Annotated in this window: 12 protein-coding genes and 1 pseudogene; 4 read left to right on the top strand and 9 right to left on the bottom strand. The window is 57.4% G+C overall.

The annotated features are described in order from the left end of the window. Positions 1 to 139: 139 nt before the first annotated feature. The 6 genes and pseudogenes from E2484_RS14155 to xacF all read right to left on the bottom strand — a co-directional run bounded on the left by E2484_RS14155 (position 140) and on the right by xacF (position 6,772). Positions 140 to 1,348, bottom strand: a complete 1,209-nt coding sequence (locus E2484_RS14155; protein ID WP_137285837.1) for an ABC transporter ATP-binding protein — start codon at positions 1,346 to 1,348, stop codon at positions 140 to 142. 59 nt (positions 1,349 to 1,407) lie between these two features. Continuing rightward, a complete protein-coding gene (locus E2484_RS14160; RefSeq protein WP_170977361.1) occupies positions 1,408 to 2,247 on the bottom strand; it encodes a carbohydrate ABC transporter permease in 840 nt (279 codons plus the stop codon). Between the two features lie 66 nt (positions 2,248 to 2,313). Further along, entirely contained in the window at positions 2,314 to 3,282 is a 969-nt protein-coding gene (locus E2484_RS14165; RefSeq protein ID WP_137285839.1) for a carbohydrate ABC transporter permease, read from the bottom strand. Positions 3,283 to 3,596: 314 nt separating this feature from the next. Further along, entirely contained in the window at positions 3,597 to 4,814 is a 1,218-nt protein-coding gene (locus E2484_RS14170; protein WP_321112631.1) for an extracellular solute-binding protein, read from the bottom strand. 120 nt (positions 4,815 to 4,934) lie between these two features. Continuing rightward, positions 4,935 to 5,012: pseudogene (locus E2484_RS26120) on the bottom strand (twin-arginine translocation signal domain-containing protein); the annotation flags it as partial. 308 nt (positions 5,013 to 5,320) lie between these two features. Beyond that, complete coding sequence (xacF, locus tag E2484_RS14175; protein WP_137285841.1) at positions 5,321 to 6,772, bottom strand: 2,5-dioxovalerate dehydrogenase; 1,452 nt, start codon at positions 6,770 to 6,772, stop codon at positions 5,321 to 5,323. 249 nt (positions 6,773 to 7,021) lie between these two features. Between xacF and E2484_RS14180 the strand changes: the two genes are divergently transcribed. Continuing rightward, entirely contained in the window at positions 7,022 to 7,981 is a 960-nt protein-coding gene (locus E2484_RS14180) for a D-2-hydroxyacid dehydrogenase (RefSeq protein WP_137285842.1), read from the top strand. A gap of 12 nt (positions 7,982 to 7,993) precedes the next feature. Here the strand turns inward: E2484_RS14180 and E2484_RS14185 are convergent, their stop codons facing one another. Beyond that, on the bottom strand, positions 7,994 to 8,953 hold the full coding sequence (locus E2484_RS14185) for a C-terminal binding protein (protein WP_170977363.1): 960 nt from the start codon (positions 8,951 to 8,953) through the stop codon (positions 7,994 to 7,996). Between the two features lie 150 nt (positions 8,954 to 9,103). Here E2484_RS14185 and E2484_RS14190 point away from each other — a divergent pair, with 150 nt between their 5' ends. Then, on the top strand, positions 9,104 to 10,801 hold the full coding sequence (locus E2484_RS14190; protein WP_137285844.1) for a thiamine pyrophosphate-binding protein: 1,698 nt from the start codon (positions 9,104 to 9,106) through the stop codon (positions 10,799 to 10,801). 27 nt (positions 10,802 to 10,828) lie between these two features. On the opposite strand, the gene E2484_RS14195 is transcribed toward E2484_RS14190, so the two are convergent. Together E2484_RS14195 and E2484_RS14200 are read right to left on the bottom strand one after the other, a co-directional pair. Next, a complete protein-coding gene (locus E2484_RS14195) occupies positions 10,829 to 11,887 on the bottom strand; it encodes an Ldh family oxidoreductase (protein WP_137285845.1) in 1,059 nt (352 codons plus the stop codon). A 14-nt stretch (positions 11,888 to 11,901) separates the two neighbouring features. After that, on the bottom strand, positions 11,902 to 12,846 hold the full coding sequence (locus E2484_RS14200) for a dihydrodipicolinate synthase family protein (RefSeq protein ID WP_137285846.1): 945 nt from the start codon (positions 12,844 to 12,846) through the stop codon (positions 11,902 to 11,904). A 179-nt stretch (positions 12,847 to 13,025) separates the two neighbouring features. On the opposite strand from E2484_RS14200, the gene E2484_RS14205 reads away from it, so the two are divergent. Then, positions 13,026 to 14,294, top strand: coding sequence for an enolase C-terminal domain-like protein (locus E2484_RS14205; protein ID WP_137285847.1), 1,269 nt, complete (start codon positions 13,026 to 13,028; stop codon positions 14,292 to 14,294). 70 nt (positions 14,295 to 14,364) lie between these two features. Then, positions 14,365 to 15,135: an IclR family transcriptional regulator gene (locus E2484_RS14210; RefSeq protein ID WP_137285848.1), complete on the top strand. Its 771-nt coding sequence runs from the start codon at positions 14,365 to 14,367 to the stop codon at positions 15,133 to 15,135. Positions 15,136 to 15,244 lie beyond the last annotated feature (109 nt).

Raw genomic sequence — 15,244 nt, forward strand, 5'->3', positions numbered from 1 at the left:
TTTTTATGCACAGTTGACATAGCTGCGAGGGGTTGATTTCGCGCCTGTCAAGTCCGCTTGCGGCACGTCTATCGCTCGTTTCTCCTTGAGGGATACGCGTTCAAGGCGTAGGGTATTCGGAAATACCGGGGTCGTTTGTCTAGTGACCCTCAGAACCGTAGACGAGCGATTCCCCGTCCGACTTGTCGAACAGGTGGTACTTGTCCTCGTTGAACGAAACCGTGACAGTATCTCCCTGTGACACGCTCGTTTCGGGTTCGACGATCGCTTGGAACTCTACTCCGTCCTTTTCCATCGTCAGGAAGAAGTCGGATCCCATCTCTTCGACCACGAGGACTTCTGCGGTGATCGCGTTTTCCGTTTCACTGACAGACTCACCTCGAAGGGAAGAGATGGTGATGTCCTCCGGACGGATTCCATAAACCGCATCGAACCCGTCACTCGGACTGGAATCGATCTGGTCGTGCATCCAATCGGGATACGGGAGTGCGAAGCTCTGGGTGTCGATCACCGTCGTCCCGCCATCCTGACGGACTTCGACGTCGAAGAAGTTCATCTGGGGGCTGCCGATGAAGCCCGCGACGAACTGGTTGGCGGGCTTGTCATAGACCTGCTGGGGTGGGGCGATTTGCTGAATTTCGGCGTCGTTCATTACCGCGATGCGATCACCGAGCGTCATCGCCTCGGCCTGATCGTGGGTGACGTAGATCGACGTCTTTCCGATTTTGTCGTGGAGCCGATTCAGCTCGGTGCGCATTTTGATCCGGAGCTTGGCGTCGAGATTGCTCAACGGCTCGTCGAACAGGAACACTCGGGGTTCGCGGACCAACGCACGCCCGAGTGCAACTCGTTGCTGCTGGCCGCCGGAGAGGTCCTTCGGCTGACGGTCAAGTAGCTCCGAAATCTGCAGTAATTCCGCGGTCTCTCGGACTTTCTGCTCCCGCGTCGCCTTGCCGACGCCGCGGACCTTCAGCGGATAGGCCATGTTCTCCTGGACGGTCATGTGCGGATACAGGGCATACGTCTGGAACACCATGGCGATGTCTCGCTGTCTCGGGGCTTTACCGGCCACGTTTTCGCCTTCGATTAGGATCTCGCCGTCCGTGATCTCTTCAAGGCCGGCGATCGAGCGGAGGGTCGTGGTTTTGCCACAGCCACTCGGACCGACGAACACGAGAAACTCCCCGTCTTCGACGGTCACGTTCATGTTATCGACGGCGACGACGCGATCGTCACCGTCGGCGTAGATCTTGGTCAAGTCGCGCAGTTCCACTTGGCCGCCGGACGCTTGACTCCCTATGCTCTGGGTCGCGGGTTCGATCGACGTTTCGGGTTGGCTGTCAGACATGGTTTCGTGGTGGACGTGTTTTCAGTGTGATTCGTTAAGTATGTTACGTTGAACCGTACCTATCCTTTGATTGCCCCCGCGGTCAGTCCGCTGACGATGTGGCGCTGGAAGATGATGACGAAGAGCAGCGCCGGAATCATCGCCAAGAATCCTGCGACCGCCAGGAAGTTCCAGATGACGACGACGTCTTCGACCATCATCATCGCTCCGACGGGGAGCGTCTTCGCGCTGGGGCTCAGGGTTAGTGCTAGCGCGAACAGGAACTCCCGCCACGAGAACAGGAAGACGAGGATCGCCGACGCGGCGATTCCCGGCTTCGCTAGCGGGAGAATGACGTCCTTGAACGTCTGGAACCGAGTGGCCCCGTCGATGTACGCTGCTTCGTCAAGGTCGCTCGGAATCGAGATGAAGAAGTTGCGCATCAGCCAGATCACTAGTGGGAGATTCATGTACGTATACACCGTAATCAGGGCGATTCGGGTGTCCAGTAGTTGGAGTTCGCCGAACAGCCGATAGAACGGAATCAGCATTCCGATCGGTGGTAGCAGTCGGGCTCCCAGGATACCGATGAAGACGTAATCGTCGTACGGGAACCGGAACCGGGAGAACCCGTATCCACCGAGCGTCCCGAATATCATCACGATTACGGTCGTCGAGACGGCGACTGTCAAACTGTTGAGGGTGAACTGGTTAAAGCCACGCTCTGTCCACATCTCGACATAGTTCTTCCAGATTGGATCGGTCAGCTGTTGCGGGATGAGGTTCGGCGGGAAGGTGTGAATGCCCTCCATCGTCTTAATCGAGGAGGCGAACGTCCAGTAGATAGGGAACGTGAAGTAGAGTACTGCCAGAGTGAGTACGCCGAACACGACGTACTTGCTCTGGAGTGCTTTTGCCACTGACTGTACCGCGTTATACCGCCATTCTGAGTCGTTGAACGAATCTTGAATCGACATTTGTATCACTTATGCGGTTTCCAGCGCGTCTTCCTGTATCATTTTCACGTACAGTCCCACGATGACCAGCGTTATCAGGATCATGACGACCGACAGTGCCGCCGAGTAACCGAGCCGGAGCTGTTTAACGCCGGAGCTGTAGATGTACGTCGCGAGCACTTCGGTTGCGTTACCCGGTCCGCCTTGGGTGAGCGAGAAGACGATCGAGAACGTTCGGAAGGCGAACATCGTCATGATCAACAGCGCGACCCCGGCCGATGGCTTGATCTGCGGTAGCGTGATGTCGCGGAACTTCGCAAAGTCGGTTGCTCCGTCGACCGTCGCGGCCTCGTACAGCGTGTCTGGGATGGTTTGAAGACCGGCGAGGAGAATGATTGTCGCGAACGGGGCGCGAGACCAGGCATCCACTACTACGACGGAGATAAAGGCGAGCGTCGGGTCGGTGACGAAGGGAAGATTCTCCGCCGTGATGCCGGACCCGACGAGGATGGCGTTGACGACGCCGTAATCAGCGTGGAGCATGAACCGCCAGATGAGGCCCGTGACCACGAGCGGTACTGCCCAGGCGAGCAGGATCAACACCGTGAACGAACTTCGGACTCGCTGATTGACAATCTTGTTTAGCGCGAGTGCACATGTGAACCCGATGAGGAACGCCAATGTCACGGATCCCAGCGTGTACATGACCGAGTGGCGTAAAGACATGAAGAAAACCGGGTCTTGGAAGATCTCGATGTAATTCTGTAGCCCGATGAAGTCCTGGCCACCGTATCGACTGATACTGTGGACGCTAGTCCAGATGAGATAACCTACGGGGAATGCAACGAGAATCCCCAAGAGGGTAATTGGCGGAAACAGGACTACCTTCATGAAGTTCCCGTTTATGAACTCCCGTATCGGTCCTATTTCACCGGGTTCTTCGTCCGTGAACAGACCTTTGGCTTGTTCGTAAACTGATGATATGGTCCGCGATACCATACTCCATCATCCTCTTTCACACGATATAAAACCTTCCATAATATTTCCATCATATTTCCAAGGACCAACGTTCGAACCGAACGGTGCGAGGTGTAGATGGCAACTGTCTGTGGACAGCTCGTTCAACACCTCCCAAGCGGCGAAGAGCAATACCACTGTCAGAGACAGACAACCGATCTTCCTCTCGTACCTGTGTTCCGAGTAGTACTCGTCATCTGGTCAGAAAGACGTTAGGAGACGGCGAAATACAAGATGGACGCGTCGCCGGGAACGCGTCCGATGACAGCCGAGTTCGCTCAATTCTAGGACGAAGCTTACTGATTGAGGACGCCGTCGATCATCTCTTGGGCGTCGTCGAGTGCCGCCTTGGGCTTCATACTCCCTCCCCAGGCCTTCTGAAGGTTCGGGACGATGGACTGTTCGATCGTCTGAATCTGGCGTGGCCAGAGTCCTTCCCGTGCGTTCTGGATCGACTCCTGGACGATGTCCTTGAAGTGAGTGATCTCCTCCTGTTCTTGTTCGACGATGTCCCAGGCGGCGCTATTAGCCGGCATGTTCCCTTCCTGGATGAACTCCTGTGCTTCGGCCTCGGCACTCCGGGCGCCGTCCAGATAGACCTTCGCTGCGCGCTTTTTCTCCTCGGGAGCGTACCGGTTGATACACAGGCAGTCCGTTCCGATGAACGTGGCGTGCTCGCCGTTGTTGTCGGCCTTCGCCGGCAGGCCGAGGTCGTAGGCCTCGCCGGGAGCACCCAACTCTTCTAGAGCCAGCGGGATCATCTTCGACCCGCCGACGTAACTGACGACCTTGTCCGCGAGGAAGAGGTCCTCCGGACCGCCCTGACCGTACTGGAGTACGTCGGGGACCAGCCCCTCTTCAATGAGATTCACTTGCTCCTCGAGCGCATTGACGCCCGCCTCGCTGTTCACGACTACGGTTCCATCGTCTTTGACGATGTCTTCTCCCTGCGACCAGACCCGGAGCATCCACGGGTAGGAGGGGTACCGTACGCCGCCCCCGTACCAGACGTAGCCATGGTAATCCTTGCTCTGGGATTTCGCTTCCTCGCAGACCTCGCGGATGTCCGACCAGGTCGGGCGCTTCAGGAAGTCCGCCTCGAATCCCAGCTCCTGTAGCAGGTCGGGCCGGTAGTTCTGAAGCGAACCCTCCGCGATAGCGACGCTCATGTAGATGTGTTCGCCGTCCCTCGATGCGTCGATGTCCGTCACGAATTCTTCCTTGAACGCGCGCGGGAAGTACTCGTAGGCACTCTCGTCCCAGAGATCGTCGACGGGTTCTAGCCATCCCGGTTCGACGAAGTCCAGGTACATCTGGCGATCGACCTGCATCACGGCCGGCGACTTCGATTGGGAAGACAATACGGTCGTGACCTTGCCGCTGGCCTGTTTCGAGGGAACGATGATCGGCGAGACGTCGATTCCGGTTCGCTCCGAAAACCGTTCGTAGAACCACTTCGTCGCCGGGTCGTGCTTCATCGACCCGAGGTTGAAGTATTCGAAGCCGTCGCTCACCTTATCCTGATCGAACTCGGGCGGCACGTACTTCTCGCCCGATATCCGGTCGCCAATTGATTCCGGCTTCGACCAGTTTGCCCAACTAGACTGACTTTGACCGTCGTTCGAGTTACCTCCTACGCAACCCGCAATGCCCGCGATTCCGGCCGTACTTGCAGCTTTCACGAATCTGCGCCTATTGATACCCTGTGGCATACACGTACCTACAATTCCGCCGGGGAATATAAAAGTATCTGATTTTACAGTCAAAACAACAGTAAATCTATTCACCTAACGCTGGAGAGGTCGCAGTTCAATTTATCGAGCTCCGTCGACGCGAAAGGTATCGTTTTCAGTCACTCAGAAGGTAACCGACAAACGACCGACCGGCAGACCGTGATACCGGGGTGACCCAAATCAAACATACCGCAACTGTATCGTGGAGTAACATCACCTAACTACTTCGCAAAAAGCGCGTGGTAACTGACGATTAGAACGAGAAGTGACGTGGAGTCGTGCGCCAATCAGTAGGACATATAGACGGTCTTTGGAAGCGTGTAGAAGTCAATAGCAGCGTCGCCCTGCTCACGAAACGTCTCACTCGACGAACCCTTGACACCGCCGAACGGCACGTGGAGCTCAAGCCCCGTTGTCTTCTCATTCACCTTGGCAACACCGACCTCCGCCTCCTCAACGAACCGGTTAGCCTCCCGAAGATCGTCCGTCACGATGCTCGCCGAAAGCCCAAAGTCAACATCGTTGGCTACTTCGATAGCATCATCAAGGCTACTAATCGGAATAACCGAAAGCACCGGACCGAAGATTTCCTCCCGAGCAATCCGCATCTCGGGCTCAACATCGGCGAACACCGCCGGTTCGACGTAGTGTCCATCATCAAGGCCATCACCGCTGAAGCGTTCACCACCAGTCAACAGTGTCGCGCCTTCGTCGCTACCGAGAGAGACGTACTCAAGAGTGCTCTCAAGTTCATCGCGGCTTGCGTGTGGCCCCATGTCCGGATTCTCCATCCCTGGACCAATCTCGATTTCTTCCGCTCGATCGACGATTCGGTCCACGAACTCGTCGTACACGCTCTCATGTACGAGCGCACGTGACGTAGCCGTACAGGCTTGCCCAGTCACACCAAACGCACCTGCTGCAACGATGTCGACAGCCTCGTCGAGGTCGGCGCTCGGCATTACGACGGCCGGGTTCTTGCTCCCCATCTCCAGTTGAACACGCTTCTGATCCCCAGTCGCGCTCTGATAAACGTGGTCGCCGACTTTCGCGCTCCCCGTGAACGAGACTGCATCCACGTCCTCGTGAGTAGTGAAGACACCGCCGACCTCACTTCCGGAACCGGTGACGTAGTTCAGCACACCGTCTGGAAGTCCTGCCTCGTTAAGGCATTCGACGAGATTTCGAGCGATTTCCGGAGTCAGGGATGCTGGCTTGAACACCACGGTGTTTCCAGTCGCAAGCGCAGGGGCGATTTTCCACGCCGGAATAGCAATCGGATAGTTCCACGGCGTGATCAACGCTGCAACCCCGAGCGGTTCCTTGACTGTATAGAGGTTTTGGTCCGGTGAACTCGGTGACTTCACAGTTCCGCCGAGATCGCGTGCCTTCGCCGCGTAGTATTGGAAGATATCGACTGCCCGCTGGACCTCTCCCGAGGCCTCGTCCAGCGTCTTTCCTTCTTCCCGAGACAACGTCTCGGTCAGTTCATCCTTCCGGTCGGCGAGTAGGCGGGAAGTACGTTCGAGAATGCGCCCCCGCTCGGGTGCAGGCATGTCAGCCCATTCATCGGCGGCAGCGGCCGCCGCCTCGACTGCTGCGACCGCGTCTTCCTCTGAAGAGCGTTGATAGCGTCCGATCAGCTCGTCGGTGTTCGAGGGACTGCGGTTTTCGAACGTTTCGCCTGTCGTCGCTTCGCTCCACTCGCCATCAATGTAGTTTCCGTATGTCTGTGTCATATGTCGGTGATGCCGTTTTGGCCTGTATCGGTTGGTTTGCCTTGTCCGTACCGTACTCGGAAAGGCAACCCTGAGCCCGCGTGGCGAGACGTCACTGTGAAGCAGGCTGTCGTTCGGACTGCGTCCGTACTGGGTTGCCTTGCGGGATGGATGAGGCGCCACCTCTAAAAACTATTGTTATCTGCAATATACATCTGTGATTTAGCGCCCACCCAGAGATTTATCCCCCATGCACTCAGTTACGGACGTATGGCGGAGCAACCAACAACCCTCCTGCTACACGAAGCACCGCACGGTGGCAATTCAGCCGAACTCGCCCGTGAAATTGAACGGCAGGCGACAGACGTCGACCTACAACTCGCCGAAAGTTACGACGACGCCCGCACCCGTATCGAGTCAGCGGACATCGTCATCACTCGCGAACTCACGTCCGAACTGCTCGACCACGCGGACAACCTCGACTGGATACAGGCCCTCAACGCTGGCGTCGATAGCTACGACCTCAACCGAATCGAGGACATGGGCGTCATCCTCACGAACGCCGCGGGTGTACACGCGAATCCAATCGCCGAACAGGTACTCGGATACATGCTCATCTTCGAGCGGAACCTTCACCGCGGTATCGAACAACAGCGACAGAATATCTGGCAGCACTACAGCGGCGGTGAACTCCGCGGCCAGACGCTGGGCGTCCTCGGCGTTGGCGAAATCGGCGGCCGAATCGCAGAACTCGGATCTGCACTTGGAATGACCGTTCTCGGAACAAAACGCGATACCTCAACAGCCCCGGATACTGTCGACGAAATTCACCCACCTGACGAAACCCATCAGGTGCTCGCCGAGAGCGACTACGTCGCCATAGCCTGTCCGCTGACCGACCAGACAGAAGGACTCCTCGGCCTGCAAGAATTCGCGTCCATGAAACGGGATGGCGTGGTAATCAATATCGGCCGCGGTCCGGTAATCAACCAAGACGACTTGGTGACGGCGATTCAGAAAGGGAAGATCCGTGGCGCCGCCCTCGACGTTACTGACCCCGAACCACTACCGCTAGACTCCCCGCTCTGGGACCTGTCAGACGTGATCGTGACGCCCCACATGGCCGGGTCGACACCGCATTACTGGGAGCGCAGCGCGGAAATCTTCGCGACGAACTACGAACGGTACTTGGCTGGCGAAACTGACGCCTTCGTTAATCGCGTTATCTAGCGCGGAATCCAGTCAGCGTAACCCCGAGGGTTCGTTCACCGCATTCTGCGGGTTCTCGCCTTCGAGGACTCTCCGGACGTCCCTCGCTGCCGTCCGACGTTTCTCATCGCTTGCCTCGACCGAATACCAGGCGATGTGAGGCGTGAGAATGACGTTCTCCAACTCGCGGAACTCGCTCTCGAACGTCGGCGATGGCCCGTCGTATCGGTCCGCCGGTTCCTCACGGAACACGTCGAGGGCGGCACCCGCGATATCTCCATTCTGCAATGCCTCCCGGAGATCCGATTCGACGACGAGACCTCCGCGCGCCACATTGACGAAGTACGCATCGGACTTCATGCGTGCAAAAATATCCGCATCAAACGTATCCTGAGTCTCCTCAGTCAACGGAGCGTGGACGGAAACCGTATCGGCTGTTTCGACCACTGCGTCGAACGACCGCTTCTCGACGCCGTGATCCTCCATCTCGTCAGCGTCGACGTACGGGTCAGTTGCGACAACGTCCATGCCGAGCGCCTGTGCCTTTTCAGCGACGAGTCGGGCGATAGTCCCGAATCCAACTAACCCGAGCGTGCGTGTGCCCAGTCGATGAATCGGCATTGACCCGACACCCTTCTCCCATCGACCACGCTTGAGATCTGCGTCGTAGCCGATGAGATTGCGCTCCAGCGCGAGTACGAGGAGGAGTGCGTGCTCTGAAACTTCCTCCTCGCAGTAGCTCGGAACGTTGACTACGTACGTGCCCTGTTCGGCGGCAGCGTCGAGATCGATCTTGTCCACCCCGATTCCACAGCGAGCGATGATGTCGCAGTCGAGGGCGGTGACGACTTCGGCCGTGTAGGGGGCGTTCAATACGCGATCGATGACTGCGTCGACGCCGTCGAGTTTCTCGATAAGCTCGTTGGTCGACCGGACGTCTACCGGCCGGAACGTCACGTCAAGCCCGTCGAATACGTCTCGCTCGATGCTCAAATCGAATGCACTGCCTGCGGTAACACCGATAGTCAATCGGTCGGACAACGATGACATAGGAGTGTCTGTGCGGTATGGCATGATAAAACCTAGGACTGCTGTGATTCGTCACCCCGAAACTATTATACTTTGAGGGACAGTGGCGAAACTATGGCGACTCATAGAGAGAGCCGTACCTCGAAACCCGGTGGTGACCACGTCTACGACGCACTGGTCGATGCTGGCATCGAGCTCCTGGTCGGTCTTCCCGGCACGCAGACACTCCCGCTGGATCGCGTCGTTGCCGAACGCAGCGAGATGGAATACGTGATGGCGCGCCACGAAACCTCGATTCCGCATATCGCGTGGGGATACTACGAAGCGAGTGGAAAGCCCGCGGCGACCCTCACAGTTCCAGGCCCAGGAGACACGAACGCAATGCACGGACTCAAGAACGCCTCCGAGGACTGCGTACCGATAATCCATATTTCGGCGGACATCGATCCAGCGGACCGCGGTAAGGGGCCAATCCACGAGATCGAGGCTGATACGTACGATAACGTCGTGAAAGCGAACGTCAACGTCGAGACCGAGGCCGAACTCTCGGAGAAGGTCGGGCGCGCCATCGAATATGCACTGACGCCGCCGTACGGCCCAGTCCGAATCGGAGTACCGAGTAGTCTCCTCGAAGCCACCTTCGAAGCGTCGACAGTGTCGGTCACCCCCGAAACAATACACCACGACAACGAAACAGCGTATGCCGACGCGGTCGACGCTCTCACGAACGCAGAGCGGCCGATAATATACGTCGGCGGAGGCGCACGCCGGTCGTCAGGTGCGGGGAAGCCCATCGAAAACCTCGCCGAGACGCTCGACGCGCCAGTCCTTTCGTCGTACAAGGGGAAGGGCGTGTTTCCCGAGGATGACCCACGATTCCTCGGGGTCACCGCAAAACATCTTCCGAACAGTGCAAAGCAAGTTCTCGATGCAGCGGATACCGTGCTCGCGCTGGGAACGGACTTCGATGGCATTACCACTGCAAACTGGGAGCTTCCGATGGGCGAGATGCTGATTCACGTGAATCTCGACCCGACGGATATTGACGCAGCCTACGACTCAGACATCGCCATCGTCGACGACGCTACGCATGCGAGCAAACGCTTGCTGAAGGGCATCCGACGTACTACTGATCGAAGTAACGCATGGAACGGTGCCGAACTTGCATCCAAGGCCCGCACGGAGTACGTCGACAACCTCGAGGAGCAGGGACTCCTTGCTGATTCGCCTGTGAACACGCCAGGAGCACTCCGAACGATTCGTGACGCTATTCCCCGAGAATCGATCGTGACGACCGATATCGGCGGCTTCCGACTCTGGTCGAAACAAGTATTCGAGGCGTACAACCAACAGCAGTACATCACTGCTGGCTCATGGGCAGGTATGGGGGTCGGCTTACCAGCCGCACTCGGGGCGAAGCTAGCCCATCCGGACGACCCCGTCGTATCGCTTACTGGTGACGGTGGGCTGATGATGTGCCTAACTGAGCTCCATACCGCAGCTGAGCACGGCCTCAACGTTGTGGTTGTCGTATTCAACAACTGCGACTACGGGGTTATCAGTAAATCCCCGAAGATCGATCAGTACGCAGACGGTCACCGATTCGAGTGGGGCTCGCCGGACTTTGCATCCATCGCGGAAGGGTTTGGTTGCCAAGGAATCGACGTCGATTCCAGGACCAGCCTCCGCAACGCACTCACCGACGCGTTGGACGCAGAGAAGCCGACAGTGATTAACGTCGATATCCCCAGTGACGAGCAATCCGTGGTCGAAGCAAGCCAGTACTCCTCAGCAATCGAACCACGTCAATAAAAACGAGAAGCAGACGGTTTTTCCTCGTTATTCCAGTTGGACGTGGTATTGAGCGCCCAGCGTCTGGAGCGTGTCCCAGACCCCTTCACCGAGTGGGACACCGTCTTCGAGACGTTCCGCTTTGGTTCTTGCTTCCGGTTCGCCCGGCACCAGCACTTCACCGAAGTCCTCCGCAGTCCGGAGTTCCTTGAGGTCATCGACCATCTGCTGCATTCTGTCGGCGAAGCCACCGAGGCTGGTGAACGACTCTACGTCAACGGCGCCAACGAAGTGGCCGAGTTTCTGGGGTGACGAGACGTCGTGGTACATGGTCGGTACGTCGTCACCGAAGACCGTGTCCATCAGGACGCCACAGAACGCATCGATGACGAACGCAAGCCCATATCCTTTCGGCCCGGCCATCGGCCGAAGCGCGTGAAACTCGGCAGGGTCGGTCGTCGGGTTCCCTTCCTCGTCGACCGCCCAATCAGACGGTATATCTTCGCCCTCCTCTTCGGCCAAGATGACGTTCCCCTTTGCGGTGACGCTAGTAGCCATGTCGAGAGTGATCGGGAAGTCGTCTCCGTTCGGAAGACCGAACGAGATGGGGTTTGTCCCAAAGTAGGGGTCAGCACCGCCAAACGGGGTAACGTTCGGGCCGGCATGCGTCATCGCGATGCCGACGTATCCACGCTCCGTCGCATAGTTCGTGTAGTACGATGCCGTTCCGAAGTGGTTGCTATTTCGGACGCCGACAAATGCACTCCCGTTGTCGGAGGCACGGTCGATCGCCTCCTCCATCGCTCGGAGGGTGGCAACTTGCCCCGGGCCGTCATCCCCATTGACGATGGCAGCACCTGCACCGCCGGACTGGGAGACAGACGGTTCTGGACTCGCGTTAATTCCACCTTCTTCGAGCCGCTCGACGTAGGGTTCAAGCCGAACGACACCGTGTGTGTCTATTCCTCGGAGGTTAGCGTCAACCAGCGTGTCTGCCACGATGTCCGCGTGCTCTTCAGACAGGCCTGCTCGTCCGAAGACGTCGGATGCAAATGTACGAAGTCGGTCGGGGTCAATGCGTACAGCGTGTTCTGTCTGGTTTGCCATGGACTATCTCACGTTCAATCGGCGGTCGCTTCCGGTTCAAGGACGGCTTCCTGAATATCCTCGTAGTACTGTTCTGCCCGTTCCTTGTCCTCCTCCGAGAGTTCGACGAGTGGTTCCCGGACAGGACCACCGTACCGGCCAGCGAGTTCCATCCCGTACTTCACGGCCGGGACGTTGTTCGCCGCCGAGAACTCGTTGTTCGGCCCGGTCTCCTCGCGGAGATCCTCATAGGGACGGAGGACTTCACGGACGTGCTTGGCGCGCTCCCAGTCCTCATCGCGGAGGGCGTCCATCAGCGCGAGCGTCGCTTCGGGAACGAAGTTACCGATACCGGTGGTGAATCCTTCAGCGCCTTCAAGCGCGAACGCAGGTGCAAACCGCTCGGCGATGCCGTTCGACCACACGATGTCGCCAGGGACGTTCTCGACGGCGCGCGAGAAGGCCTTGATGTCGTTGACTGCGTACTTGACGGCGACGACGTTGTCCTCGGTCGAAAGCTCCGCGATGATGTCCTCCGTAAGCTCGGGACCGCGTTTGTAGAGGACGACACCGCAATCGACGGCTTCGATGATACGCCGGTAGTATTCGAGGAGTCCGCGTTCGTGCAGGTAGGTGTGGTCGGGATGCATAACCATGATCGCATCGACGCCAGCCTCCTGGTACTGTTCTGCGAGGGAGATCGCAGTTTTGGTACTCCCTCCAACTCCAGCGACGACCGCGTTATCGTCATCGACGGCTTCGATAGTTGCTTGGACGGTCATCACGCGCTCCTCGTCGGTTAGCGCGTAGTATTCGCCGGAGTTTCCACAGGGGATAAAGATTTCACCGCCAGCCTCATCGATGGCGCGGGCATTCTGCTTGAGTTCGTCGTAGAGAACTTCGTCACCGTCCTCGCTGAACGGGGTGATTGTAGTGAACGCTACACCGCGAAGTTTCTCTTTCAGAGCTTCGAAACTCATGGTGCGGTATACATCTCACGGGGGCTATATTTAAAACTTCCCTCCGTCTGGACGAAGCACCGAAATCGAAATGACCTCGTTCGTCCGATATGTGGTCAAGTTTTAAATAGTGCGAAGGGTTCCTTGGGATTGCGTGCCATGAGCATCCAGCGACCAGACCCAAGACCAACGCTAAATCCATGAGTTCGAACACAGAACCCTCGACACCGACACAGGAAAGGCGTATTACCGACGTAGAAGTCATTCCCGTCGCTCACCGCGAACCACCGCTACGAAATTCGTGGGGAGCCCACAGCGAGGTAGCAGCCCGAACCATCGTCCGGCTAACCACAGCCGATGGAGAAGTCGGAATCGGTGAGACGTACGGAGACGAAAAAGTCATCAACGCGCTCAAACGCGCCTCCTCCCTCGTTGAGGGGATGAACCCGTACGAACGCAAGCCCCTGGAGTTGCGCCTCCAAGACCCGATGGCCTACGGCGCTCTCGATACCGCGTTACTTGACCTCATCGGAAAAACGGTCGGTGAACCCGTCTACAACCTCCTCGGAGGGAAAGTCCGAGACGAGGTCGAATACTCGGGGTACCTCTTCTACAAGTACGGCGACAGTGATCCCGACTCGGCCGCCATTGCACCCCAAGCAGTGGAGTCAGCCGAGGATATGGTGGAGGAAGCCGGCGAGTTCGTCGACGAACACGGGTTTTCCACGCTGAAGTTGAAGGGTGGCGTTCTCGAACCGGAAGAGGAACTCCGGACACTGGAACTGCTCGGTGAGGAATTCGGCCGCGATACCCCGCTCCGTATCGACCCGAACGGAACCTGGAGTGTCGAGACTTCATCAAGGATTGCCCGGCGTCTTGAGGAGTCGGACCTCCATATTCAGTTTCTTGAGGATCCGGTGACGACGATGAACGCGCACGCGCGACTCAAACGGAACACGTCACTACCGGTGGCGACGAATATGTACGTCGTGGAATTCGACCAGATAGCACCGGCGGTCGAGATGAACGCTGTGGACATCATCCTCAGCGATCATCATTACTGGAGCGGGTTGACTGGAAACGTTCGGATGAATGACATCGCCGAGGTGTTTGACCTCGGTGTGGGAATGCATTCGAACTCGCACCTCGGCGTGAGTATGGCCGCGATGACGCACGTGGCTGCAGCAATGTCGAACGTCGGGTATGCCTGTGACACCCACTATCCGTGGATGGCGGAGGATGTCATCGCTGATGGTCCGATCGAGTTCGAGGACGGGGCGATTCCGGTTTCGGATGACCCTGGTCTGGGAGTTAGTCTCGACGAGGCAAAACTCGAACGGATGAACGAACGGTATCACGAAGCGGACCCCCTCGCGTACTCGGACGTGAGCTCCATGGCTGCCGAGTATGCGGACGCGGAGACGGAGGTCGGACGTAGCGATTGGCTTCCGAATAAGCCGCGCTGGTAACGCGGTTCTTTGTTCCCCGTTATCGAACATCACAGATAGTTTTTAGTGATCCGTTACCAATCACCAAAATATGGGAGCCCCAAACGACGACGGCGGGAAAACGATTAAAGCAACAGACAAGGCGTTCACTATCATCGAATACCTCTCGAAAAGCGGGGGTGCGGGCGTAACTGAGATCGCGAACAACGTGAACGTCTCAAAGAGCACCGTGCATAACCACCTCAAGACGCTCGAACAGCGTGACTACGTCGTTAACAAAGGTGACCGCTACGTCCTCGGATACCGATTCCTCACTCTCGGCGGGAAAGCGCGTCTACGCTCTAACCTATACGAGGCTGCGAAACCAGAAATCAACTGGTTAGTCGAAGAAACTGGAGAAACAGCATGCGTAGCAACCGAAGAATGTGGAAAGCTGGTTTATCTCTACCAAGCACGTGGTGAGCAAGCAGTCACCACGGACTCTCATGTCGGAACTCGTGTGCTTCCTCACTGCACTGCCCTAGGAAAAGCAATGCTCGCACACTATCCGGAAGACAAAGTTGAGGAACTTCTCGATCATCACGGTCTCCCCGAACACACTCCGAATACCCACACGACCCGCGAGGAACTGTTCAAGGACCTCGAGACCATCCGTGAACGCGGCTATGCGTTCGACGACGAGGAACGCATCGAAGGACTTCGATGCGTCGCTGCGCCAATTGTCGTCGGAGACGACGTACACGGGGCCTTGAGCGTGTCTGGACCGGCAAAGCGCCTCGAAGGCGACTGGTATTCAGAGGAACTCCCCGAGATAGTCCGCCGGGCAATGCGAGTAGTCGAAATCAATCTGAGATACTCCTAGCCTGATGAACACCTCGTTCACTATCATAGAACAGAAGGGGTTTCTCCCCCACTTCCTGGCGGAAGATTTCATCGGTGAGTAGCAGTACCGCCTCTAGAGCCTAAATCTC

Origin of the sequence: Halorussus salinisoli (genome assembly GCA_005239435.1) — an archaeon.
GTDB lineage: Archaea > Halobacteriota > Halobacteria > Halobacteriales > Haladaptataceae > Halorussus > Halorussus salinisoli.

Coding starts and splice junctions, on each gene's coding strand:
- E2484_RS14180 (WP_137285842.1), top strand. CDS start 7,022: ATGGCGGAGCAACCAACAACCCTCCTGCTACACGAAGCACCGCACGGT.
- E2484_RS14200 (WP_137285846.1), bottom strand. CDS start 12,846: ATGAGTTTCGAAGCTCTGAAAGAGAAACTTCGCGGTGTAGCGTTCACT.
- E2484_RS14205 (WP_137285847.1), top strand. CDS start 13,026: ATGAGTTCGAACACAGAACCCTCGACACCGACACAGGAAAGGCGTATT.
- E2484_RS14210 (WP_137285848.1), top strand. CDS start 14,365: ATGGGAGCCCCAAACGACGACGGCGGGAAAACGATTAAAGCAACAGAC.
- E2484_RS14155 (WP_137285837.1), bottom strand. CDS start 1,348: ATGTCTGACAGCCAACCCGAAACGTCGATCGAACCCGCGACCCAGAGC.
- E2484_RS14165 (WP_137285839.1), bottom strand. CDS start 3,282: ATGGTATCGCGGACCATATCATCAGTTTACGAACAAGCCAAAGGTCTG.
- E2484_RS14195 (WP_137285845.1), bottom strand. CDS start 11,887: ATGGCAAACCAGACAGAACACGCTGTACGCATTGACCCCGACCGACTT.
- E2484_RS14190 (WP_137285844.1), top strand. CDS start 9,104: ATGGCGACTCATAGAGAGAGCCGTACCTCGAAACCCGGTGGTGACCAC.
- xacF (WP_137285841.1), bottom strand. CDS start 6,772: ATGACACAGACATACGGAAACTACATTGATGGCGAGTGGAGCGAAGCG.